Genomic DNA, 216 nt, shown 5'->3' on the forward strand with positions numbered 1-216 from the left:
GCATCCGTAGCTCAGCTGGATAGAGTACTCGGCTACGAACCGAGCGGTCGGAGGTTCGAATCCTCCCGGATGCACCATCTCTTACTTGAAACCGTTTTTATAGCGATTTCAGTATCGGCAGTAAAATAAGTTTCCTTGATGCATCCGTAGCTCAGCTGGATAGAGTACTCGGCTACGAACCGAGCGGTCGGAGGTTCGAATCCTCCCGGATGCACC

The 216-nt window shown here is 52.3% G+C and carries 2 tRNA genes; both read left to right on the plus strand.

The features are described 5' to 3' along the window. A tRNA-Arg gene (locus OGX98_RS00770) sits at positions 1 to 77 on the plus strand. A 63-nt stretch (positions 78 to 140) separates the two neighbouring features. Next, positions 141 to 214 (plus strand) — tRNA-Arg (locus OGX98_RS00775). Positions 215 to 216: the final 2 nt, after the last annotated feature.

It is taken from the genome of Citrobacter sp. Cm046, from assembly GCF_030333065.1.
Lineage (GTDB): Bacteria > Pseudomonadota > Gammaproteobacteria > Enterobacterales > Enterobacteriaceae > Citrobacter > Citrobacter murliniae.